The following is a 21,622-nucleotide window of genomic DNA, read 5'->3' on the forward strand; positions in this document are numbered from 1 at the left end:
GCTTTTTCATGCCCGCCGCCGCGCCAGCAGGAAGGACAGCAACCCGGCGTTGACCGCCAGGCTGCCGATCAGCGCATACAGCAACACACGCGGGGAGACGGCGACGGGCGTGGCGCTCGATTCGCCCTCGGCAACGCCACCGACTTCCACCTCGGCCCGGACCTCGTGGCCAAGCCCGTCATCGGCGACCACCATCCAGTCTCCCGGTCGATCCGGCACGAAGGCGAATTGCCCGTCGCGGTCAGTCTGGCCGCGCTGGTGATCCTGACCGGCCAGGGTGGTCACGACAACGCGGGCCCCGGCCATGGGCTCACCCACGGCGTAGGCGAAGCGAAGTGCCACGGTGTCGACATCCGGCAATCGCTCGAACCCGGCGCCGTGGGCGCCGGCCACGACCGGGACTATCAGGCAGGCCGCAGCCAGCAGTCGTTTCACCACAATCCCTCCAGACGCAGGTTGAACAGCCGCTGCACCAGCCACAGGCCGCCCAGCAGCGCGATGATGACCGAGCCGGGCACCACGATACCGTGGCGGTACCAGTCCTGACGGCGGGCGGCAAAGGCCAACGGCATCACCAGCGCCGCAACCAGAATCTGGCCGCCCTCCACACCCAGATTGAAGCCCAGCAACGCCACGGTCATGGCCCCGGCCGGCAGGCCCAGGCTGCCGAGGACGCTGGCGTATCCGGCGCCGTGGATCAGGCCGAAACCGAAGGCCACCCACCACAGCCGTTCCAGCCGCACCAGCGGCCGCAGATTGTTGACCGCCGCGAACACGATGGTGGCCGCCACCCCCGCCTCCACCCAGCGCGTGGGCGGGCGCAACCAGTCCAGGGTGGCAGCCGTCAGGCTCAGGGCGTGGGCCAGGGTGAACGCGGTGACGATCTTGAGAATGTCGATGAACGCCCGGCGACCGGAAGCCACCGGCACCCACACCCCGTCGATGCGCGTGAGCATGGCCGGCAGCAGCAGGCAGACCAGGAACAGCATGTGATCGATGCCGGCCCAGATATGCCAGGCCCCCTCGCGCAGATAACGCCAGAAAAGACGAACGGCGCCGGCGTTGTCAGGCTCGAACACCACCCGCGGCTGCGCCGGCGAAAGAATGGCACTGCGGGTGCCCGCGAATGTCAGGTTCACCAGGCCACGATGGGTCGGGTCGAGCTCGAACAGGAAATCGTAATCCAGCGTCAGCTCCCGGACCGGCGCCGGACAGGTTCCCGACAGGGAGAGCGCGGCATAGGTGCCGTCGGCGTGGTCGACCACCGCCATCTCTGTCACCCGCAAACCGCAACCGGCTTCCCCGGCACGAATCGACAGGCCGGCCATGGCCGCCTCGGTCACCGCCGGGCGGCGGGTCTGCAACTCCCGCCAGGTGATGGCGCCGTTACCATCACCATCCAGACCGACCAGGGCGTGCAGGTCGCGCAGCGCGATGTCCCAACGCCCCTCGATGGCAGCGCCGTCAACCTGCAGCCGCAGATAGCTGTCACTGGGCTTGTGGGCAAGCGCTGCCCCCGCGGCCAGAACCAGCGTCGTGACGATCAGCCCCCGGATCATGCCGGGTCCGCCATGGCTTCGAGTTGGCCGGCAAGATCCCGCAATCGCGGCGCTTCCACCGAGTGTGCTTTCAGCCACTGGAGCACGGGCCGGGCCTCGGCGGGCGCCTTCGCTGCCAGCGCCGCTTCCAGCAGAATGCGGGCGTCCAGCGGTTCCTTCTGGTCCCGCCAGTTGGCGCGGGCCAGCCACAGGGCCCGTTCCGGCCGCTCGCGCAAATACAGCTCGAACATGGCCTGTTCGCGGCGGTGCACGGTATCGCCGCGGCGTTGTGCGGCCTCGAATCGGGCCGCAAGCGTGTCGCGCTGACTCTCGAATCGGCTTGCGGCTTGTGCATTGCCGATTTCCGCCAGACGCTTGTTGGCCATCGCCAGACGCAGCAGCGCGGCATCGATGGCCTGATGATCCGCCAGCAGCCGGACCACCGCCGCTGGTTCACCGCGTTCCAGGAGAAAGTCCGAGTAGGCATTCAGCAGATAGGGATCATCGCCGTCGGCCGCGGTAATCGCCTGCTCGAAGCGTTCGGCGGCCAGATCGGCGCGGCCGAGTCGATCGGCTATCTCGGCGGCGATGGTCAGGGCCCAGACGCGGGTGCCGGCATTCACCGAGGCGTCGGCTGCCAGCGCGCTCTCCAGCGCATTCAGTGCCGCCGGGGCCGACCCCGACAGGCTGGCCGGCGGCGCGGCGCAAGCGGCCACGATCAGGGTCCGCACCTGCCCGGTCAGGGCGGCGCAATCCAGCAGCGCCGGCTCGTAGCGTGCCTGCACGGTGTGCAGACTGGCGCGGGTCAGCCGCGCCTGGGCGTGCTGGGGCTGGGCTGCAAGCACGGCATCCAGATCGGCGATGGCGCGGCCGAACTCATGCCGCCGCTGGGCGATGGTCGCGCGGAGCAGGCGGACCGGGTCCGGTGGGTCTGCCCGGCCCCACCAGGGTGCCAGCGCCGACTGCGCATAGCCGAGGTAGCGCGGATCCGCCGTCGCGCGCGCCTGCTCGATGGCCGCACGGGCGTATTCCACCGCCAGACCGACGCGTTCGGGCGACTGATCCAGCGACTTGCGCAGCTGCGACAGGCGGGCCGCCCCGGGATCGGAGGCCGGCGTGACCCGCGCAAGGACGGCGTCCGGCTTGTCTGGGCGGTAGGGTTCGCCGCCGAACACCGATGGCGCCAGCAGCAGAAAAAGACCGGCAAGAAAAATTCGCATCATGGGCGGCTTACGTGCCAACGACCGAGTACGGACGCGCATCCCTCGGTTGCGCGGCAGCGTAGTGGTTTGCAGGGAACAAACAGAAAAAGTGACTCGATGCGATTCATGCCAGCCTTGCTACTGGCGATGGCGCCATTGTCGGCCATCGCCCACGAACCGCTGAGCCTGCCCGAAATCGGCGTCACGGGCGAGGCGGCGGGACCGACATCGCTCGGCGACGCTGTCGACCAGCAACCGGTGGACAGCAGCGTCATCGACCGGGAAGCCATCGAACGTCAGGCCGCCAATAACGTGGTCGATCTGTTCCGCACCACGCCGGGCGTGACAGTGCGCAGCCTCGGGCAGGGAGCGATCGGGGATGATCTTGGCATCCGCGGCTTCACGGGGGGGCACAGTACCGACGTGGCGATCCAGATCGATGGTGTGCCGGTCAATCAGCCGAATGGTCGGGCGCACGGGCTGGGCGACATCGGCTGGCTGGTGCCCGCGATGATCGAGCGCATCGAAGTCATCAAGGGGCCGTTCTCCGCCGCCTACGGCAACTTCGCACAGGCAGGGGTGATCAACATCATCACGCGTACGGACGCCGAGCATGATCGGGTGCGGCTTGCCGGCGGCCGCTTCGCGCGCCTCGAGGGTACGCTGACGCTGGACGGCGGCGGGCCGTTCGGCGTGCTCCATGCGGGAGACTCGGACGGATTCCGGAATAACCAGTTCGAGGAGCATTTCTCCGCATTCGGCAACCACGTTACCCACCTTGGTGAAGGGCATCTGCGGATTCAGGCCCATGCCAGCCGGCGCGACTTCGGCGCGCCCGGCTATCTGCCGCTCGCCGATCTGCAGGCCGGTCGGATCGATCGGGAAGCCGCCTTCAATCCGACCGACGGCGGGCGCAGCGACGTCTACGGCGCATCGCTTCATTTCGATAGCGAGCGCTGGCAGTCATTGCTCTACGTCGGCGGCGACGACCGCAGCCGCTTCGCCAGTTTCAGCCCGACCCAGAACGTGGATTTCACGGATGCCACCTATGCCGGCTGGCGCATCATTCGCCGTTTCCAGGCGGACCCGGCCTGGTTCTGGCGAGTCGGCACCGATGGCCGCTTCGATGACGGCGAGCGCACTCGCTTTGCCACCGATGGACAGCGAGGCCTGATGAATCTTGTGCGCAGCCGCGACAGCGAAAGCCTGAATGCCGGCGTTTTCGCGGAAGCACAGTGGCAGGCACTGCCCAGCGTCAAGCTGACCGCCGGCCTGCGGGCCGACTCCGCGTACACGTCGGTCGATAACCGCTTCAATCCGGCCGCCGACGGCAGCGGCGACACCACCATCGTCACCCCTCGGTTCGGCGCGGCCTGGCAACCACTCTACGGCGTCGAGCTGTTCGCCAATCACGGCACCGGCTTTCGCAGTCCCTCGGCCGAGGAATTATCCCCGGACACCGGCGTCTACCGCCAGCTCGAGCACGTGGAGCTGGAGAGCACCGACATCGGCCTGCGCTGGTTTCGCGGGCCATGGCGCGCATCCGCGAGCGCCTTCATCACGGATGCTGCCGGCGAGATCCGGGAAACCGCGCCGGGCGAATTCGTCAACATCGGCGCCACCGAACGTGACGGCTTCGAGGTGGAACTGCGCTACGACAGCGGTGCCTGGCAGGCCTATCTGACCAGCACTCACCTGGATGCACGACAGCAGGACGGTGGTGGCGACGTCACCGGCGTTCCGGAGAATCAGCAGACCGCCGGCGTCAGCTGGCGTCACAAGCGCTGGACTACCGACATCTACGCACAGCGCTACGGCGAAACGCCGCTGACCGCGGATGCGGCCATTACCCGGGATGCCATCATCACGGTGGGCAGCCGGATCGCCTACGGCCCGCCGCGCTGGCGGGTTTTCGCCCAGGCCTTCTGGCGGCCGGATCCGCTATTGTCGGAATCGGCCTTCGGCTTCGGCGGCGGCGTGGTCGATCCCAAGCCGCGCATCGACGCCCTGGCCGGCGTCGAATTCCGCCTTTGAGAACTCTCTGCCTGATCTCGCGATCCGTGACCGACGCGACCGCCCGTACAAGGAACCCGCCTATGCGTCACCTGCGAATGCTGACCGCCACACTCGCGCTGTGCCTGCCCGTGATGGCCCCAGCCCACGACGTCTGGGTCTCACCGGATTACCGGATCGAGTTCGGGCATCCGGCCGAGGTGCCCGAAGCCTATCCCCTGGAGCGACTGATGACCGTGCGGCTGCTCGATGCGCAGGGCCGGGAGCTGCTCTATGCCCATGATCGGAAGGACGGCATGACCCATCTGATGCCGGCCGGCGAACCGGTCATGGCGCTGTTGCATTACGACAACGGCTACTACACCGAGAACCTGGCCGCGGGCGGTTACGAGCGGGGGCGTCAGGCCGACATCGCCGAACCCGGTAAGACCCGTCGCTTCGTCAAGTTCGGCAAGACACTGTTCGGCTGGAGCGCGATTGCCGACCGGCCGCAGGGCCTTCCGTTGGAAATCGTGCCACTTGCCGATCCCGCGGGGCTGACCGACGGGGCGCCACTGCCGGTGCAGGTATTGCAGGCGGGTCAGGCGCTATCGGGGGTCACCGTGTTGCGGGATGTGCCGGGTCACGAGGCTCAAGCGGAAACCGATGCCGCCGGCAAGGCGACCATTGCTTACGATCCCGCCATGGCACAGCTCTATACCGTTCGCCATGAGGCTGCCGGCATCGAAACCGAGGTGGCGGGAATCGGACTGGCTTCGGCGCTATACCTGCACGCGCGGCCCTGACATTGGAAACGATCCTGCCTGTCGGGCAGTGACGTATAATTCGGGATTCGGTTCGATCCAGCCCGAGTGGGATGGCCAGCAAACAGGGCAAATCCGCGAAGCGTTCCGGCGAATTCAGCATCGACGAGCTGGCGCGCACCTCCGGCATGACGGTGCGCAATATCCGCGCCTACCAGGATCGTGGTCTGCTGCCGCCGCCGATGCGCCGCGGCCGTCGCGGGGTCTACAACGACGATCATCTTTCGCGGCTGCGCATCATCGCCCGGCTGCTGGATCGCGGTTACACCCTGTCCAACATCGACGAGCTGATTGCCAGCTGGGAACAGGGGCGCGACATCGCCGAGATCCTGGGTCTAGAAACCGCGGTCGCCAGTCCCTGGTCGGACGAGGTGCCGGATTACCTGACCATGCCCCAGCTGGTACAGCGGTTCGGCAAGGCGTTCTCCGGCCGCGGCCTCAAGAAGGCGGTGGAACTGGGCATCCTTCAGCCCGAGGGCATGTACTACCGGGTACCCAGCCCACGCATGCTTCACGCCGGCAAGGAACTGGTGGACATCGGCATCCCGCTGACCGACATGCTGGACGTGGTGGCCTACCTGCGCCGCAACGTCGAGGAAGCCGCCGAGGAAATGGTCAAGCTGATTGCCCACCATGTATTCGATCGCTACGGCGAGGACCTGCCCCCCACCAAAGACCTGCCCGAACTCTCCGACATGATCTGGCGCCTGCGCCCGCTGGTGGAGATGGCCGTGCTGCCGGAAGTGGCCCGGGCCATGGAAAAGGCGGCCGACCGCTTCCTGGGGGACCGGCTGGCCCAGGTACTGGATCACCTCCAGGAAATCGATACCGCCCCGCGTTAGTGACGCACCGGCTGAAGCCGGTCTCGCGTCCGTCCGCCGCTGCCCCCTGTGCCTCGCCACGCCGGCCCTGCCCGCAGGCCCGGGCCCGCTTTACCGCTCCGGAATGCGGCAACGCACAATTGTTTATTCAATAAAAAACAAAAACTTATCAGGAAAGTTGACATGTAGAATATTTATGTGACATCGTCCAATGGTACGTTTAATGGTGTCACCGATATGACGACCAGCAACACGAACAGCGACGGCAACACGCAGCGCGTGCCCACCCGTGACGGGGGCTGGCTGGCGGTGGACGTGCGCGGTTCGGCAACGGCCGCCACGGTGGTGCTGGTGCATGGCTATCCCGACAGCCGCCGGGTATGGCGGCACACGGCGGCCAACCTGACGCCGCGCATGCGGGTGGTGACCTTCGATGTGCGCGGCGCCGGCGATTCGTTCCGCCCGACGCGGGACAGCGACTACCGCCTCGACAGACTGGCAGCCGATCTGACCGATGTCATCGATCATGTGTCACCGCGCCAGCCGGTGCATCTGGTCGGCCATGACTGGGGCGCCATCCAGGCCTGGGAGGTCGCCACCGATCCGGCCATGGCCGACCGGCTGCTCTCGTTCACCAGCGTCTCCGGCCCCTGCCTCGACCATATCGGGGACTGGATGCGCCGGCAGGGGCTGCACCCGCGCACGTTCGGACAACTGCTCAAATCCTGGTACGTCGGCGCCTTCCATCTGCCGCTGCTGCCAGGCCTGGTGTGGCGCGCCGGTATGGCACGCGTCTGGCCGCAACTGATGGCGCGGTCGGAGGGGATTCATCCGGAACGCGACCCGAACCAGACCGCCAACGGCGTGCACGGTACTGCCCTGTACCGGGCCAACGTGTTGCCCCGGCTGCGACACCCGCGGCAACGGCTGGCGCAGGTGCCGGTGCAACTGATCATTCCCACCGCGGACCCGTTCGTGACGCCGGCCATGGCCGCCAGCGCCACCCCCTGGTGCGAGCGTCTGCGCCGGGTGGAAATCAATGCCGGCCACTGGCTGCCGCTGTCGCAACCCATGTGGCTGGCCCGCCATATCCATGAATTTTCGGCGCAGTGCGAGGCGGGCGGCGTCCCGACCCGCGCGGCGCGCATCGACCACTGCCGCACCGCGGCGTAAGCCTCAACCGGCTGACAACTCAGGAGTAAGACCATGAGTGAAGCAACCCGCAAGCCCACCAACGGCCAGGCCAAGTCGGCCCCGACGGTGTCGGATTCCGGCCGCCCCGAAGACGGTACCAGCGTGATGCCGGAACGGCGCGACCTGCATTTCCTGCCGCCCGCCGAGCACATCGACAACTGGCACGGACGGGGCGCCCATCTCACCCAGTTCATGAACACGCTGTCGCTGTTCTTCCCGGCCGGCGAGCGCATGTTCATCGACGCGGTGCGCGACTATCGCGATCAGATTCCGGATCCGGACCTGAAGAAGGCGGCCACCGCCTTTATCGGCCAGGAGGCCATGCACTCGCGTGAACACATCGAGTACAACAAACTGATGGAAGACGCCGGCCTGCCGGCCGAGAAGCTGGACGCCTTTGTCTGGTCGCTGCTGGACTGGATCAAGGACAACACGCCGAAGGCCGTGCCGCTGACCGCCACCGTGGCGCTGGAGCATTTCACCGCCCTGATGGGCAGCGCCATCCTCGACGACGAATCGGTGATGGACGGCTCCCAGGACGACTACAAGCGCATGTGGCTGTGGCACGCCCTGGAAGAGGTCGAGCACAAGGCCGTGGCCTATGACGTCTACGAAAAGACCATCGGCCGTGGTCCCGGCGCCTACATCAACCGCGCCGGCGGCATGGTGCTGGCAACCGCCATCTTCTGGCCGCTGGTGGCCGCCTTCTACTTCCAGATGACCCAGGCCAGCCCGGCCTGCAAGAAGGAAGGCTGGCGCGGGCATCTCACCGTGCTCAACACCCTGTTCGGCAAGCCCGGCGTACTGCGTCGCCAGGTGCCGGAGTGGCTGGCCTACTTCAAGTACAGCTTCCATCCCTGGCAGCAGAACAACAGCCATCATCTGGCCCGCATCGACCAGCTGACCGAGGAAGCCGACGCCGCCTACGCCGCGGCCACCCACCACTAGGCCGACTCAGGCCGATCCCCATCGGCGGTCCGGTAGATGCCGGGCCGCCGGTTCCGGGCCTGCCCGGACCAGACAGGAGACCATTCCCATGGCCTCGACCCCCCTGACCACCCGCCCCACCGATGTGGATGTGGCCGTGATCGGCACCGGATTCTCCGGGCTGGGCATGGCCATCAACCTCAAGCAGTCGGGGCGTGATGATTTCGTGGTGCTGGAAGCCGCCGATGATCTGGGCGGCACCTGGCGCGACAACCACTACCCCGGCTGCGGCTGCGACGTTCCGTCGCATCTCTACTCGTTCTCGTTCGAGCCCAACCCCGACTGGTCGCGCCAATTCGCGCCCCAGGCCGAGATCTGGGCCTACCTGCGGCATTGCGCGGAGAAGTACGAGGTCACCGGCCACATCCGCTACAACAACCGGGTGGAGTCGGCCGAGTGGGACGAGGCCGGCGGCTTTTGGCATGTGCGCACCAGCCGTGGCTACTGGCGGGCAAAGTCGCTGGTATCCGGCATCGGCGGCCTGTCCCGGCCCAGCTATCCGACGATCCCGGGGATCGAGAACTTCCGGGGCAGGACCTTCCACTCCCAGCAGTGGGATCACGATTACGATCTTGCCGGCAAGCGGGTGGCAGTCATCGGCACCGGCGCCTCCGCGATCCAGTTCGTACCGCAGATCGCGGCCGACGTCGGCGAGCTGCACCTGTTCCAGCGTACCCCGCCCTGGGTGGTGCCCAAGCCGGATCGCGCAGTCACGCGGCTGGAGCAGGCCCTGTTCAAGCGCCTGCCGTCGGCGCAATTGGCGGTGCGCAACGCACTCTACTGGCAGCTGGAGTCGCGGGCACTGGCCTTCGTGGTCCAGCCGCGGCTGATGAAGTTGATGGAACGCCAGGCCAGACGCCATCTGCGCAAACAGGTGCCGGACCGCGACCTGCGCAAGCGCCTGACGCCCGATTACACCCTGGGCTGCAAGCGGGTGCTGATCTCCGACGACTACTACCCCGCGCTGACGCGCGACAACGTCAATCTGGTGACCGACGGCATCGCAGAGGTGCGCGAGCACAGCATCGTGACCGCCGATGGCAACGAACGCGAAGTGGACGCCATTATCTACGGCACCGGCTTCGCCGCCACCGATCCGATCGGCCCGATGAAGATCACCGGCCGCAATGGCGCCGACCTGCGCGAAACCTTCGCCGAAACCGGCACCGAAGCGTTCCTGGGTACCACGGTGTCGGGCTTTCCCAATCTGTTCCTGCTGACGGGGCCGAATACCGGGCTGGGGCATAATTCGATGGTGTACATGATCGAATCCCAGATCGCGCTGGTCATGGACACGCTCAAGGCCATCGACTACGAGGGCCTGGCCGCAGTCGAAGTCAAACGGGCCTCGCAGGACGCCTATAATCACTGGGTCCACGAGCATACGAAAGAGGCCGTCTGGAACACCGGCGGCTGCAAGAGCTGGTACCTGGACGCCAACGGCAAGAACGTGACCCTCTGGCCCGGCTTTACCTGGGACTTCCGGCGCCGCACCCGGCGATTCCCGGCCCGGCATTTCGAACTGTTGCGGGCCGAGGATCTAGCGCCCGCGGTCGTCAGTGCGGAGATTGAACCGGCCAACGCGGCCTGAGAAAGAAGCCCCTCTCCCGCCTGCGGGAGAGGGGTTGGGGAGAGGGTACGAGCGAATCAGCCGCCTCCGGCGGCACCCCCTCTCCCTGACCCTCTCCCCCGTCGGCGGGGGAGAGGGGACTGAATCAACCGGGAGAGCAGGATGAAGGACTTCAAGAACAAGGTTGCCGCCATTACCGGCGCCGGCTCGGGCATCGGCCGCGCACTGGCGATGGAGCTGGGCGCCCGCGGCTGCCACCTGGCGCTGTCGGACGTCAACCGCGCCAGCCTGACCGAAACCGCGCAACTGGTCGACGAAAGCAGCGCCGTCAAGGTCACCACGCAGGTGGTGGATGTTGCCAAGCGCCAGGCCGTGCACACCTGGGCCGGCAAGGTGGCGGCCGAGCATGGCGCCGTGCATCTGGTATTCAACAACGCCGGGGTGGCGCTGGGCAGCACCATCGAGGGTGCCGATTACGACGATCTGGAATGGATCATGAACATCAACTTCTGGGGCGTGGTCCACGGCACCAAGGCATTCCTGCCCCATCTGCGCGCGGCCGGCGAAGGCCACATCGTCAACATTTCCAGCGTGTTCGGCATCATCGGCGTACCCAGCCAGGGCGCCTACAACGCTACCAAGTTCGCGGTCCGCGGCTTCACCGAGGCCCTGCGGCAGGAACTGGACATGGACGGCGGCGGCATCTCGGCCACCAGCGTGCATCCCGGCGGGATCAAGACCAATATCGCCCAGGCGGCCCGCTTCGCGGACAACATGGACGGCGTGCTCGGGGGCAAGAACGAGGCGGACGGCAAGGCCGCGTTCGAGAAGCTGTTCATCACCACGCCGGAATCAGCCGCCCGAACCATCCTGAAGGGCGTCCGGCGCGATTCGCGGCGCGTGCTCATCGGCCCGGATGCTCATGCGATCGATGCCATGGCCCGCCTGCTGCCCAGTCATTACCAGTGGCTGGTCGGCATGGGCACGAAGTGGGCGATGCGCTGACGTCGGCCGCCTCGGGCGACGTCGGATCGGCTGGTTCAGCGTTCCAGTAGCCAGTCGTTGTCATCGCCCAGCCCCGGCGCCGGGGCCAGCGGGTCGCGACGCGCGCCCGCGAAGTGAAGCGGGCAGCCGAAGGCCGGTCCGCCATCGGCCCGCTCGAGCATGCCGCGCGCCAGGACCTGCGGATCAGCCAGTGCCTCTTCCAGGGTCAGCACCGGGGCGATACAGGCATCGGCATCGGCCAGGGCCTGCATCCAGGCGTCACGCGAACGCAGCCGGAACACGCCCGCCAGGCTCCAGCGCACCGGCATCAGCCAGCGCCGGGCCCGGGCCGGGTCTTCCAGAACATCGTTGAAGCGGTCGCGCAGGCCGGACTTTCTGGCACCCCCGCCGTCTGTGGCTTCCCCCGCGGCCGGCTTGCCCGCACGCCGGCCGGGTGATTTGCCGCCGACCAGATTCCGGAGCGTCTTCGGCAGTGGTACCTGCTCGCCCAGCGCGGTCAGCAGTCGGGCGAAGAACTTGGGTTCCAGCGCGCCCACCGCCAGGTAGCGGCCGTCGCGGCACTTGTAGACCTGGTAATTGGGCAGCGCGCCGGTGAGCATGTCTGCCCCGCGCTTCTGGGTATGGCCGTGGGAACGCAACCCGGCCAGGGCAATTGACTGCAGCGCCAGCGAGCCATCCAGCATGCTCGAATCCACGAACGTCCCCTCGCCGCTAATCTTGGCACCGAGCAGCGCGGCGAGAATGCCGGTAGCGGCGGTCAACGCCCCGCCGGCGAGATCGGCAATCTGCACATTGGACATCGTCGGGGCGCCGCCGGCCGCGCCGGTCTGATCCAGAACGCCGGCGTAGGCGAGATAGTTCAGATCATGCCCGGCCGCATCCCGGTAGGGCCCGACCTGGCCATAGCCGGTAATCGCGGCGTAAACCAATGTCGGGTTGATGGCCTTGAGTGTGTCGTAACCACAGCCGAGACGGTCCATCACGCCCGGCCGAAAAGACTCCACCACCACGTCGGCCGTTTCCACGAGTGCCTTGAAGGCCTCGACATCCTCGGCCTCGCGCAAATCCAGCGTCACCGAGTGCTTGCCGCGATTGACCACCGCGAACAACTCCGGCATCAGATCGCGGGCGTAGTCGCCGCCGGCCGGATCCTCGATCTTGATCACCTCGGCGCCGAGTTGGGCCAGATACTGGGTGCAGAACGGCCCCGGCAGCAGACGGGTCAGATCGAGGATGCGGACACCTTCGAGTAGCGGATTCGACATAAGAAACTTTGGTGGCTTTTCGGTAAGAGGTTTAACCGCAGATTACGCAGATGTGCGCAGATTAGAAGACATCAGAGTTTATTGGGTTAGGGCGGCGTCAGACGCCGTTGCGAAACTCGGCAACTGAAGTGTCTTCCGTGCAGCCAGCAGCAACTTCCCGTCAGGCCACAGCGCCACGCAGGGGCATGGCGCCGCAGCCCGACCCAGAACATCTGCGTAATCTGCGTAATCTGCGGTTCCTGTCTTTCTTCCTATGCAGCCGCCTGGCGCGAAGTCTCAGCCGCACTCGCGGCGTTGGCGAAGAATTCCTCCGCGGAAAACACGTCGACCTCGATCGCCGCCAGGCGGGCCTCGCGGGCGGCGGTGACGCGCGCGGCTTCCTCGTTGCTGAGCACGCCCGCGGTCCGGGCCTCCGCGACCAGCGAGTCGGGCTCGCCGGCCGGCAGCGTGCCGGCCTTCTGGGCCGCCTTGAGCTTGGTGATCAGCGGCTCGGCATCGCACACCAGACGGAAGGCGCGCATCAGGCGGCCGTGCCCGGGCGCATCGGTGTCCGGCAGATGAATATCGGCCAGCAGGCGCTCGGTCTGGGCGTCCCACTTCTGGGCGATGACCGCGGCCTTGTTGCCCAGATCATCCGACGGCAGACGACCCAGGCTGTTCAGGCGCAACAGGGGCAGACCCACCACGCGCAGGACCGCACCCAGCGGGCCGGGGAAGTTGGCGTAAATGCCCTCGAAGCCGGCCTGCATTTTCGCCAGCGCCAGTTGCAGCGAGTAATGCACCAGCGGCAGGTCTTCGGCGCGACGGCCTTCGGCCTCGAACCGGCGCAGGGCGGAAAAGCCCAGCAGCATCCAGGCCAGCACGTCGGCATAGCGTCCGGTCAGGTTTCCCTTCACCTTCAGCTTGCCACCGACGAAGAACATGGCCAGATCCGTGAACAGGCCAAACCGGGCGGCCGCCCAGCCGAGCTTGCGGTAATAGCGACGGGTCGGCCTCGCCGCGCCGTTAGCGCGCACCGTCCAGCCTCGAGTCAGACCATGCCACCAGGTGCGCCCGATGCCGGCGAAGAAATGCCTCATCCAGCCCAACAGATTCTTGCGGAACGACGTGGCGTCGCTGCTTTCCACCGCCTTGACCACGTTCAGGGCATACGGATGGCAGCGAGTGGCACCCTGCCCGAACACCATCAGGGTGCGAGTCATGATGTTGGCGCCTTCCACGGTAATGGCCACCGGGGCGGAACAGTAGCCGCGGCCGATCACGTTGTTCGGCCCTTGCATCACACCGGCCCCGGAAAGCACGTCCATCGCATCGGTGGCAGCCTCGCGGGCCAGCTCGGTGGTGTAGGCCTTCATCACGCCGGAGACCACCGGGGGATGAATGCCGTCGTCGATGGCCGAGCAGCCGAACACCCGGGCCCCCTCAGTCATGTAGGCCAGCGATGCCAGCTTGCCGATGGGCGCAGCCACGCCTTCCATGCGGCCGATCTGCAGGCCGAACTGCTGGCGCACCATGGAATAGGCGCCGGCCGCCGCGGCCGCGCCGCGGATGCCGCCGACCGCGGTGGCCGGCAGCGACACCATGCGCCCGCCGGCGAGCTGCTCCATAAGCATGCGCCAGCCGTCACCCGCACGCTCGACACCGCCGATGATCTGGCTGGCCGGCACTTCCACGTCGGTGCCTTCCAGCGGGCCGTTGGGGAAGGCCTCGCCGATGGGCTCATGACGATCGCCGGTCTTCAGACCGGGCATGCCGGTGTGCAGCAGCACCACGCTGATGCCGGCGTCCTCGCCCTTGCCCAGTAGGTTGCCCGGGTCATGGATGCGGCAGGCCAGCGAAATCAGATTCGCCACTGGCCCGAGCGTGATGTAACGCTTGCGGAAGTTCAGGCGCAGCTTCACCTGGCCGTCATCGCCCTTGAAGGCCACGGCTTCGGCCTTGATCGAGGCCGCGTCGGAGCCGGCGGTGGGCTCGGTCAGGCCGAAGCACGGCAGGTATTCGCCTTTCGCCAGGCGCGGCAGGTAGTGGGCCTTCTGCTCGTCGGTGCCGTAGTCGATCAGCAACTCGGCCGCCCCGAGCGTGTTGGGAATGACCACGTAGGCCGACAGGATGCCGGACACCGGCGTCACCTTGGCCATCACCGCCGAACGCGCCAGCGTCGAGAAATCCTTGCCGCCGAATTCCTTCGGAATCAGCAGGCTGAAGAAACCCTGCTCGGCCATGAAATCCAGGATCGGCTTCGGCAGTTCGCGGGTCTGGGCGATGGCGTAGGCATCCGCCCGGTTGAGCAGCTCCGCCACGGGGCCGTCCATGAACGCCTGTTCCTCATCGGACAGGCGGTGGTAGCTGGCGGCCAGCATGCGATCGAAGTCCGGCTTGCCGCCGAAGAATTCGCCGTCGATCCAGACGTCGCCGGCTTCGAGCGCCTGGCGCTCGGTGTCGGAGATGGCCGGCAGAACCTGATTGGTCTGCATCCAGTGCATGAGCTTGGCGAACATGTTGATCCTCGTTGCAAAAAACGGAAACCGCAGATTTCGCAGATTGCCGCAGACGGTTTTTCAGATTGAAATTTTCTTGCTCTTAATCCGTGAAAATCTGCGCAATCTGCGGTTACTTCCTTCTCTTCAGTTATAAAACCGCTGCTTGCGCCTGGCCCGAGCCCTGGCCATGTCGCGCAGGATGGGCGCGGGCTCGAAGCGGGCGCCGTGCTGATCGGTAAAGGCGTCCAGCCTGGCCACCACTTGCTTGATGCCCAGCCGGTCCGCGAACCGGAACGGCCCGCCGGTGAACGGGGGGAATCCCAAGCCGAAGATGGCGCCGATATCGCCGTGCATCGGCTCGGACAGGATGCCCTCGCCCAGGCAATGGGCGGCTTCGTTCAGGAACATGAAGGTGCAGCGCTCGGCAATCTCGGTGGCATCCATCCCGGCGTCGCCGGATACGCCCATCAGGTCGTAGAGATCGGCGTTGACCGGGCGCTTGCCGTTCTTCTTCTTGGCTTCGTAGTCGTAGAAGCCCTTGCCGGCCTTGCGGCCCAGCCAGCCGGCCTCGATCATCTTGGCCGACTCGCCCGGCACGGCCATGCGCTCGCCGAAGGCCTTCTCCAGGATCGGGCCGACCTTGGTGCCGATGTCGATGCCGACTTCGTCGAGCAGGGTCATGGGCCCGACCGGGAAACCGTAGTTGGTGAGTGCGGCATCGACGGCCTTCACGCTCACGCCCTCGGCGAGGATGCGCGTGGCCTCGTTCAGGAACGGCGCCAGGATGCGGGTGGTGTAGAAACCGGGCCCATCGCCCACCACGATCACAGTCTTGCCCTGCGCCTTGCCGAACGCCGCACTGGCGGCGATGACCTCGGGGGCGGTCTGGTTGGTGGCGATGATTTCCAGCAGCGGCATCTTCTCCACCGGGGAGAAGTAGTGCAGACCGATGACGTTTTCCGGCCGCTTCGCTCGGGCCGCGATATCGCCGATGGGAATCGACGAGGTATTGGAGGCGAAGATGGTGTCTTCGCGCCCGTTTGCCTCGACATCCGCCAGCATTCGATGCTTGAGATCGAGGTCCTCGAAAACCGCCTCCACCACCAGATCGCAGCCGGCGAAACCACGGTAGTTGGTGGTGCCGGTCACACGGTTCAGGGCCACGTCGGCCTCGAAGCGGGACAGCTGCTTGCGCTTGACCTTCTTGTCGTAGTGAGCACGCAGGTGGCCGATGCCGGCGGCGAGCCCGGTGTCGTCCTTGTCCTTCAGCCGCACCGGCAGGCCGGCCTTGTCGATGGTGACCGTGGCGATGCCCGCCCCCATCAGGCCGGCGCCGAGCACGCCGACATTGTCGATGGTCCGGGCCTTGGTGCCTGCCGGGGCGAAGGTTTCCTTCTTGAGGTCCTCGGTGGCGCGGTAGATGTGGCGCAGGGCGCGCGACTCGTCGGTGAACACCAGTTCGCCGAAGAAGCGGGCCTCGGCGGCGAAGCCGGCCTCGGGCCCCTTCTCCGCCCCGGCCTCGACCGCGTCGACGATACGCTCGGGCGCCGGGTAGTTACCCCTGGTCTGGCTCTGCAACTTCTTGCGCGCCTGTGAGAACAGCACGCGGCGGCCGAGACGGTTGTCCTCCAGTGCGAGCTTGGTAGCTCGGGCCTGCAGCCCGGCCACACCGCCCGTCAGCAAACCGGCCTTGGGCGTCTTGCCGGCGGCCAGCACCAGCGCGCGAGCGGCGGCGGCGTCGATCAGCGCTTCGGGCGCCACCACCTGATCCAGGATGCCGACCTTTTTCGCCCGGCCGGGACGCAACTGCTTGCCGGTGAGCAACAGATCCAGCGCCGCGGCAATGCCGATCAGCGCCGGCAGGCGCTGGGTGCCGCCACCGGCGGGCAGCAGACCGAGCATGACCTCCGGCAGACCGAGCACGGTTTTCGGCGTATCCGCGGCGATGCGGGCGTCACAGGCCAGCGCCAGTTCCAGACCGCCACCGAGGCAGGCGCCGTCGATCGCAGCTACCACCGGCACCTTCAGGTCGGCAATCTGGTGAAAGGCGCCCTGGCACTGCTCGGCCAGCGCCACCACCTCGTCCGGGGTCTTGACGTTCTCGAACAGCTTGATGTCGGCCCCGGCCAGGAACGAGCCGGGCTTGTTCGAGGCGAACACCACCGCCTTGATCGCCGAGTCCGTGCGCAGGCGCTGGAACAGCGCCTCGAACTCGTCGGCGAATTCCGCCTTGAGCACGTTGTGCGCCTCGCCGGGCACGTCCATGCGCACCACGGCCACGCCGTCGTCGCGCTGCTCGATGTCGAACGTCGATTGTTTGCTTGCCATATCGATAACCCTGGGACGCTCGCTCTACTCCGAGCGTCAAAGAAAAAGAGTTTGAAACCGCAGATTTCGCAGATGGACGCAGATTTTTACTTGGCTGCCTGGCGGCGTTGACTGAGCAATGGCGTTGCCCCTAACCGTGAGCCGCAAGAGGTCGCGTACACGAATGATCAAGCAAACTTAACCCAACCTCTTTTCCTTCAAATCTGCGAAATCTGCGGTTCCTGCCTTTCTGTCTTCTTTCTTGACTGGTCCGGCCGTCAGGCCGACTCGATCACCATCGCCGCGCCGATGCCGCCGGCTGCGCAGGCAGTGGTCAGGGCCAGGCCGCCGCCGCGGCGCTTGAGTTCGTGGGCGGTCTGGCCGATCACGCGGGCGCCGGTGGCGCCGAACGGATGGCCGTAGGCGATGGAACCGCCGTTGACGTTGAGCTTGCTGGTGTCCACCTCGCCCACCGCCTTGTCGCGGCCGGTCCATTTCCGGATGTAGTCCCTGGACGCCAGCCCGCGCAGGTTGCAGGCGATCTGGGCAGCAAAGGCCTCGTGCATGTCCACCAGGTCCAGGTCCTTGAGCGTGACGCCAGCCTGTTCCAGCGCGGCCGGGGTGGCCAGCACCGGGCCCATCAGCAGATCGGTTTCCGGCGTCTTGGCCGCGAATGAATAGCCGCGGATGTAGGCCAGCGGCTGGTGGCCGAGCGCCTTCGCCCGTTCCTCGCTCATCAGTACCATCGCCGCGCCGCCATCGGTCAGCGGACTGGCATTGGCGGCGGTAACGGTGCCCAGCTTCTTGTCGAACACCGGCCTCAACTTGTCGTAGCCCTCGCGCTGGGAATTGCCGCGAACGAGGTTGTCCTCACGCAATGGCCTGGTGCCGCCTTTGCCGTCGTCAAGGAATGCGCTGATCACAAAGTCGTCCATCCGGCCTTCCGCCCAGGCCCTTGCCGCATTGCTGTGCGAGGCGTGGGCGATGTCATCCTGCTCGGCGCGGGAGACGTTCCAGGACTTGGCCATCTGTTCGGCGGACTCACCCATGAGCAGGCCGGTGGAGAACTCCGTAATCGCCGGGGCGGTGGGCAGCAGATCCTTCGGCCGCAGGCGGGACAGAATCTTCACGCGCTGGCTCATGGTCTTGGCGAAATTGGCGTCCCGGAGTGCCGCGGCCAGCTTCTTGGAGACCGGAATCGGCGCGTCCGACGTGGAATCGGCGCCGCCGGCCACGACGACGTCGGCCCGGCCCAGCAGGATCGACTCGGTCGCATTGGCCGTGGTCTGGAAGCTGGTGGCACAGGCCCGTGTCACTGAATAGGCATCGACATCGGGCATACCGCAGGCCAGCGCCACCTCGCGCCCGATGAACTGGGTGCCGCTGGCCATGATGGTCTGACCGAAGATGATCTGGTCGATATCCGTCGCTGACAGGTTGTTGCGCGCGGCCAGTTCGGCGACCGCCATGGCCCCCAGATCCACCACGTTGTGCTCACGGAAGTGGGTGGCGATGCGGGCGAACGGCGTACGCAGGGCATCGACAATGGCCACGCGGCCGCCGACGCCGGTCAGGGTCGAGGTGGCGGAAGACTTGGATTGAGCCATGGAATGACGCTCCGGGACGGTGAGGCCTCCTTCATCCGTCGGACTGCCCAACGACGAAGGTGTAATGGAATTTACGAAAAAGAAATCGGGAACGATGTCTTTTCTGACCTTACTAGGACTCGATGTGCAATGCAACACGCCTGAACGAACTTTTCCATCTGTCCGGCATGGGAAAAATTCCGTAAACTTGTTTACACATGACATCGCCCCCTATTCATACCGCGCGCTCCCCCACCGCGCTGATCCGCGACCGGCACAGCCTCGATGCGGCCACACGCGACCGTATCGAGGCCGCTGCGCTGCGGGTGTTTGCCTCGCGGGAGTTTCACCAGGTACGGCTGGACGCCGTGGCGGCCGAAGCCCGCTGTTCGCTGCAGACGATCTACCGCTATTACGGCAACAAGCAGGGGCTGCTGGACGCGTGTCTGGACGACTGGCTGGGCCGACTGGCGCGGCGCATGCTCGATCACCTGCAGGGCATCGAAACCTACAAGGACCGGCTGCGGAAGGTTTTCTGGGTGGTACTGGATTTCTTCGAGCACCATCCGGCGGTGGTGGCGATGATGGCCAACTCGATCACCCCGGCAAGCTGGCGCAACGACGCCACCTTTCGTCAGCGGGTGCTGACGCGCCAGCTCATGGAAGTGCTCGCGGACGGCCGCCGGCAGGGGCTGCTGACCGACGAGGTCAGCGAGGCGCTCCTGCTCGACTACTTCTACGGCGTGCTGTTCCGGCTGATCCCGATGAACCTGGCCCGGGGGCGGCCGGAGTCCCTCACCGACCAGGCCAATACCCTGTTCGAGATGCTGTGGCGGGCAATCGCCCGGCCGCAGCGGGATTAACCGATGGTCACGCCGCCTTCCACTTGATATTGCAGCCCTGGCTGGGCACCTGGACGTCGTCCGGGATGATCTCGCCGGCGATGACGGCATCCAGGGCAGCACGCATGTCGGCACCGGTCACGGGCTCGCCGTTCTTCGGCCGTGATTTGTCCAGCTGACCGCGGTAGGCGCACTTGAGGTCGCCGTCGAACAGGAAGAAGTCGGGCGTGCAGACGGCGTCGTAGGCCTTCGCCACTTCCTGGGTCTCGTCATAGAGATAGGGAAACGGGTAGCCGAGCTGCCTGGCTACCTCGGTCATCCTGTCGGGCGCATCATCCGGATAATTGTCGACATCGTTGGACGAGATGGCGACGAATCCCACCCCCTGCGGCTGATAATCGTGCGCCAGGCGTATCAGCTCGTCATTCACGTGGATGACGTACGGGCAGTGATTGCAGATGAACATCACCAGCGTGGCCTTCTCGCCGGCCACGTCCGCCAAGCTCAGCGATCGGCCCGACACGGTGTCCGGCAGGGTGAAATCGGGCGCCGGGGTGCCCAGCGGCATCATCATGGAATCGGTACGCGCCATGGTCGGCTCTCCTCTGATCGAGACACGCAAATGGGTATCGGGATGATGCACGGGGCAAGCAGCGCTGTCACTGCAACGACTCATTGGATTCGTTATACTCATCCGCTTATCCGGATGGGAGGATCATTTAAGCTATGAGCCGAAGCACACTATTTACCTCGGAGTCGGTATCTGCCGGCCACCCCGACAAACTCTGCGATCAGGTGTCCGATGCGATGCTTGACGCCTACCTCGCGCAGGACCCGAACGCCAAGGTCGCCTGCGAGACCGCCACCAAGACCGGCATGGTCATGGTATTCGGCGAGATCAAGGCCGCCGAAGGCACGCACGTGCCGGTGGAGAAGATTGTTCGCGACACCGTTCGCGAGATCGGCTACACCAGTTCCGACATGGGCTTCGACGCCGACACCTGCGCGGTGGTGGACATGCTCGGCCAGCAGTCTTCCAACATCAATCAGGGCGTTGAGCGCCAGGCCCCGGAAGAGCAGGGCGCCGGCGACCAGGGCCTGATGTTCGGCTACGCCTGCGACGAGACCGACGTGCTCATGCCGGCCCCGATCACCTATGCCCACCGCCTGGTCCGCAAGCAGGCGGAGCTGATGAAGAGCGGCAAGCTCGACTGGCTGCGACCGGACGCCAAGTCCCAGGTCACCTTCGAGTACAAGGACGGCAAGCCGAGTCACATCAACGCGGTGGTACTGTCGACGCAGCACGACCCGGCCATTTCCCAGGCCGACCTCAAGGAGGCGGTGCACGAGGAGATCATCAAGCCGGTGATCGGCAACATGCTGACCGACAACCCGACCGTGCACATCAACCCGACCGGCCTGTTCGAGGTTGGCGGCCCGCTGGGTGACGCCGGCCTGACCGGGCGCAAGATCATCGTCGATACCTACGGCGGCATGGCCCGCCACGGCGGTGGCGCCTTCTCGGGCAAGGACCCGTCCAAGGTCGACCGCTCGGCCGCCTACGCCGCGCGCTACGTGGCCAAGAACGTGGTTGCCGCGGGTCTGGCAACCAAGTGCGAGGTGGCCCTGTCCTACGCCATCGGCGTGGCCGAGCCCACCTCGATCTGGGTCGAAACCTTCGGCACCGGCAAGATCGACGACGAGAAGATGACCAAGCTCATTCGTCAGCACTTCGATCTGCGTCCGTACGGCATTCTCACCATGCTGGACCTGCGCCAGGCGATGTATCAGCCCACCGCGGCCTACGGCCATTTCGGCCGCGAGGATCTGGACCTGCCGTGGGAGCGCACCGACAAGGCCCAGGCACTGGCCGACGACGCCGGCCTGCAGGCTGCCTGAGGGCGGGTCGCGTGACCGGAACGGCGTGATCGGCCGGGCCTGTGGCCCGCCGGTCACGCCAACCGCGACGCCCTGCCGGTCGCGTGCCAAGAATTATTAACCAGTGAGCG

17 protein-coding genes are annotated in these 21,622 nt (G+C 66.2%); 9 read left to right on the top strand and 8 right to left on the bottom strand.

All coding sequences use genetic code 11. The annotated features are described in order from the left end of the window. Positions 1-6: 6 nt before the first annotated feature. The 3 genes from RM531_RS06125 to RM531_RS06135 are packed head-to-tail and all read right to left on the bottom strand — an operon-like array spanning position 7 to position 2,761. A complete protein-coding gene (locus RM531_RS06125; RefSeq protein ID WP_311658062.1) occupies positions 7-435 on the bottom strand; it encodes a carboxypeptidase-like regulatory domain-containing protein in 429 nt (142 codons plus the stop codon). Next, complete coding sequence (locus RM531_RS06130) at positions 432-1,559, bottom strand: HupE/UreJ family protein (RefSeq protein WP_311658064.1); 1,128 nt, start codon at positions 1,557-1,559, stop codon at positions 432-434. The genes RM531_RS06125 and RM531_RS06130 overlap by 4 nt, the downstream gene beginning before the upstream one ends. Then, positions 1,556-2,761, bottom strand: coding sequence for a tetratricopeptide repeat protein (locus RM531_RS06135; protein WP_311658065.1), 1,206 nt, complete (start codon positions 2,759-2,761; stop codon positions 1,556-1,558). Before RM531_RS06135 ends, RM531_RS06130 begins: the two co-directional genes overlap by 4 nt. 105 nt (positions 2,762-2,866) lie before the next feature. Here RM531_RS06135 and RM531_RS06140 point away from each other — a divergent pair, with 105 nt between their 5' ends. The 7 genes from RM531_RS06140 (at position 2,867) to RM531_RS06170 (ending at position 11,133) form a co-directional block, all read left to right on the top strand. Further along, complete coding sequence (locus RM531_RS06140; protein ID WP_311658067.1) at positions 2,867-4,774, top strand: TonB-dependent receptor; 1,908 nt, start codon at positions 2,867-2,869, stop codon at positions 4,772-4,774. Positions 4,775-4,836: 62 nt separating this feature from the next. Further along, positions 4,837-5,538 (top strand): DUF4198 domain-containing protein, encoded by a 702-nt coding sequence (locus RM531_RS06145; protein ID WP_311658069.1) that lies wholly within the window; start codon positions 4,837-4,839, stop codon positions 5,536-5,538. Between the two features lie 71 nt (positions 5,539-5,609). Further along, positions 5,610-6,398, top strand: a complete 789-nt coding sequence (locus tag RM531_RS06150) for a MerR family transcriptional regulator (protein ID WP_311658070.1) — start codon at positions 5,610-5,612, stop codon at positions 6,396-6,398. 216 nt (positions 6,399-6,614) lie between these two features. Continuing rightward, positions 6,615-7,550, top strand: a complete 936-nt coding sequence (locus tag RM531_RS06155; protein WP_311658071.1) for an alpha/beta fold hydrolase — start codon at positions 6,615-6,617, stop codon at positions 7,548-7,550. Between the two features lie 33 nt (positions 7,551-7,583). Then, the gene (locus tag RM531_RS06160; RefSeq protein WP_311658072.1) at positions 7,584-8,519 is read left to right on the top strand and encodes a metal-dependent hydrolase; all 936 of its coding nucleotides are present in this window, start codon (positions 7,584-7,586) and stop codon (positions 8,517-8,519) included. Between the two features lie 88 nt (positions 8,520-8,607). Beyond that, the gene (locus tag RM531_RS06165) at positions 8,608-10,149 is read left to right on the top strand and encodes a flavin-containing monooxygenase (RefSeq protein ID WP_311658073.1); all 1,542 of its coding nucleotides are present in this window, start codon (positions 8,608-8,610) and stop codon (positions 10,147-10,149) included. A 141-nt stretch (positions 10,150-10,290) separates the two neighbouring features. Continuing rightward, positions 10,291-11,133 carry an SDR family NAD(P)-dependent oxidoreductase gene (locus tag RM531_RS06170; RefSeq protein ID WP_311658074.1) on the top strand — a complete coding sequence of 281 codons (843 nt, stop codon included), beginning with the start codon at positions 10,291-10,293 and terminating at the stop codon, positions 11,131-11,133. A 35-nt stretch (positions 11,134-11,168) separates the two neighbouring features. Here the strand turns inward: RM531_RS06170 and RM531_RS06175 are convergent, their stop codons facing one another. The 4 genes from RM531_RS06175 to fadI all read right to left on the bottom strand — a co-directional run bounded on the left by RM531_RS06175 (position 11,169) and on the right by fadI (position 18,792). Further along, positions 11,169-12,398, bottom strand: a complete 1,230-nt coding sequence (locus tag RM531_RS06175) for a CaiB/BaiF CoA transferase family protein (RefSeq protein ID WP_311658076.1) — start codon at positions 12,396-12,398, stop codon at positions 11,169-11,171. Between the two features lie 251 nt (positions 12,399-12,649). Beyond that, positions 12,650-14,896: an acyl-CoA dehydrogenase gene (locus tag RM531_RS06180; RefSeq protein WP_311658077.1), complete on the bottom strand. Its 2,247-nt coding sequence runs from the start codon at positions 14,894-14,896 to the stop codon at positions 12,650-12,652. A gap of 126 nt (positions 14,897-15,022) precedes the next feature. After that, positions 15,023-17,206, bottom strand: coding sequence for a fatty acid oxidation complex subunit alpha FadJ (gene fadJ, locus RM531_RS06185; RefSeq protein WP_311658078.1), 2,184 nt, complete (start codon positions 17,204-17,206; stop codon positions 15,023-15,025). Positions 17,207-17,463: 257 nt separating this feature from the next. Further along, on the bottom strand, positions 17,464-18,792 hold the full coding sequence (gene fadI, locus RM531_RS06190) for an acetyl-CoA C-acyltransferase FadI (RefSeq protein WP_311658079.1): 1,329 nt from the start codon (positions 18,790-18,792) through the stop codon (positions 17,464-17,466). Between the two features lie 197 nt (positions 18,793-18,989). On the opposite strand from fadI, the gene RM531_RS06195 reads away from it, so the two are divergent. After that, positions 18,990-19,634, top strand: coding sequence for a TetR/AcrR family transcriptional regulator (locus RM531_RS06195; RefSeq protein ID WP_311658080.1), 645 nt, complete (start codon positions 18,990-18,992; stop codon positions 19,632-19,634). A 7-nt stretch (positions 19,635-19,641) separates the two neighbouring features. On the opposite strand, the gene RM531_RS06200 is transcribed toward RM531_RS06195, so the two are convergent. Beyond that, positions 19,642-20,205, bottom strand: a complete 564-nt coding sequence (locus RM531_RS06200) for a thioredoxin family protein (RefSeq protein ID WP_311658081.1) — start codon at positions 20,203-20,205, stop codon at positions 19,642-19,644. Between the two features lie 134 nt (positions 20,206-20,339). On the opposite strand from RM531_RS06200, the gene metK reads away from it, so the two are divergent. Further along, positions 20,340-21,512, top strand: a complete 1,173-nt coding sequence (gene metK / locus RM531_RS06205; protein WP_311658082.1) for a methionine adenosyltransferase — start codon at positions 20,340-20,342, stop codon at positions 21,510-21,512. Positions 21,513-21,622 lie beyond the last annotated feature (110 nt).

This window comes from Spectribacter acetivorans, assembly GCF_031846305.1.
GTDB lineage: Bacteria > Pseudomonadota > Gammaproteobacteria > Nevskiales > Salinisphaeraceae > Spectribacter > Spectribacter acetivorans.